Source organism: Chryseobacterium sp. Leaf201, assembly GCF_001421435.1.
Taxonomy (GTDB): Bacteria; Bacteroidota; Bacteroidia; order Flavobacteriales; family Weeksellaceae; genus Chryseobacterium.
Map to the genome: position 1 here is coordinate 1 of NZ_LMKA01000034.1, position 2,617 is coordinate 2,617.

General features: G+C 27.1%; 1 protein-coding gene. It reads right to left on the bottom strand.

Annotation, left to right across the window (positions count from 1 at the left end; translation table 11 throughout):
- Window positions 1–2,556: serine protease (locus ASE55_RS03285; protein ID WP_131726114.1), on the bottom strand; the 2,556-nt coding region annotated here is incomplete at its 3' end.
- Between the last annotated feature and the right edge of the window lie 61 nt (window positions 2,557–2,617).

The following is a 2,617-nucleotide window of genomic DNA, read 5'->3' on the forward strand; positions in this document are numbered from 1 at the left end:
AATATCTTTTGATAATTTTTTTTCATTTAAATCTTTATAATAATTCGGTAAATTATAGTTATTTAATTCTTTTTTATAAATCAAAAGAGAAGTTGCATAAGTGTAAGCCCAAGTATCATTTATTTTTATCTTGGGAACTTGCATCATTTTTTGAATGTCCATGTTCATATTGAACCGCCTTAATAAATATGCATTATTCCATGCGCAACAATGATCTCTAACAAGTTGAATGGTTTCTTTATTTTGATTTTCAATTGATGGGTCATTAGATGAGTTTGGTATTTTTCTAAGTAAATCCAAATACTTTGAAAATATCATTTGTGAATCTCTTAACTCTTCACGATTAGATGACTCATTGCTGGAAAGAATCAAAGTTTGAGCTTTAATAACAAAGGTTTGAAAACTGATACCTTTATCATTAAATCCATCATTTATAGATTTTCTATATTCTTTATCAATTGCTTCTTCTAAAATAGTAGCTTCCTGATAAGCCTTATTCTCATAGAAATGTTGTAGGAAATGAATAGCATCATTTGTAGGTATTAATAATACTTTCCGCCTAACAATATATTTAATAGCTTCTTTGTACTTTTTGTTTGCTATTAATGCTAAAGTCATTTCATGAGCATATTCAACAAATACACTATTGTATCTGAAATCAATTCTTTGGAGTAATAATAATAGCCTAATTACTTCGGTGGTAAGTCCTAAATCTATTGATAAACTTATAGTACTTTTTATATCAGATACTACCAAATCTGGCTCGATATGATTAAACGCCATTTTATCAGCCCAGTTTTGATTGCAATTTTCAACCGCTTTTTCAGGGGCGTTTGATAAGCCGTAGTGGTATAATATATTAGTTAATGAGTAGTTAGAATTAGGATTAGTTTCACAATAATTTACTATCAGATCATTACAGTTTTTCAAAAGCAGAGGGACTTTGCCTAATATGAATTCTTTAAATGAATTGTGATAAATTTCTAATTTGTCATCGTTTTTTATTAAATAGCTAATTTTTGGAAATACTGAATAAAACTCATTTTTTATTTCAGAACTAAGAATTTCAAAAAAATCTTTTTCATCAATAGCTTGTCTTAGCTGAGATAAAAATAAACATATCCATAATTTGTTTTTGTCTTCATATATTTTGTCCCAAATAGAATTATAGTAGTTTTCTATATTACCTCCAATATTGGGAATATTATCAATCCATTCTTTTAATTCATCTTTATCATTGGAAATTGCAGAGTTGTTTACATAATCTATCAAATAGCGCATATAAAGAGGGTGTCCTTCAGATTTGAGTGCTATTTTTTGAATATCTTCAAAATCTATTATATCTTCTTTTAATTCCTTTTGAATATATTGTTCACACTGACTTATATTTAAAGGTGAAACAGAAATACTTTGAGTTGTATTAATATTATTTTTGATAACACTAGGTAAAATTTCTTTTGAAATGCAAGAAAGTACTATTTTAATATTTTCAGGAATATTCATTGATAGAACACCCAAGAAATCTTCAATATCTTTAACTTCATCTAAACCATCGAGAAATAATAATCCTGTTAAGTTATTATTAGAGAGATATTCACTTAAACCATTAAGATTATAGTTTAATGCTTCTATACGTTTTTCAAAAGATTCAGATGTTTTAGGTGGAATATCTCCAGTTAGTGCAATAGAAATAGTTTCTTCTAGCCAACTCAAAAAATATTCTTTTGATATTCTCAAGCTTTTTGGCTTATCATCATTTGGAACTTTAACAAAATATTTTCCTAATACTAATGTATCTTTTTCAGTAGGTGTATAAGATGCAATATTAAAAGTCTTGCCAGTACCTGGATTGCCTTCTAATAAAATCCAGCTTCCAGTTTCTTTTATGCTTTCATCTAATTTATTAAGAACATCATAATTGTATGTAATATTCTTAATATCATTGTTTAACTGTCTTGGAATATCATTTATTGATTCCTCTACATGAACTTCAATATTATTTTCTTGTAAGAAGTTTTCAAATTGATTGATTGAAATTGCCCCTAATTTATCATCACTCTGACTTAAGATAATTCCTATAACTTTTCCATTTGAAATTACTGGAGAGCCTGAAAGCCCATCATAGTTATAGTTTACATCAATTTCTTGACAATTTAATAAAATGTTGTATTTTTCATCATTTACTATTTGGTTAATAGTGCCATAAATTCTCAATCCTTCGGTTTCCCCTTGATATGGAAATCCAAATGACTCCCAAGCCTCATTAATTCGGATATTAGACGTAGTTAATGGTAAAGAGATAGTATTGTTATAATCACAGATTAATAGACAAATATCGCTTTGTTCATCAAAAGACAATACATTGCATTTACCAATTTTATTATCATTTAAGATTAATTCAATTTTATCTTCTTCAATACTTTCATCTATAATTACATGATAAGCCGTTAAAATGATATTTGGGGTTATAAAGAATCCTGTTCCTTGTTCATTTTCTTTATAAACTATTTTAACTACCGATTTTTGAATTTGCTGAGGGGTTATTATTCTATTCATCTGATTTAAAGTCTATCTTGAGTGGTAGGTTACTACTTTCTATTATTTTATAATTAAATTT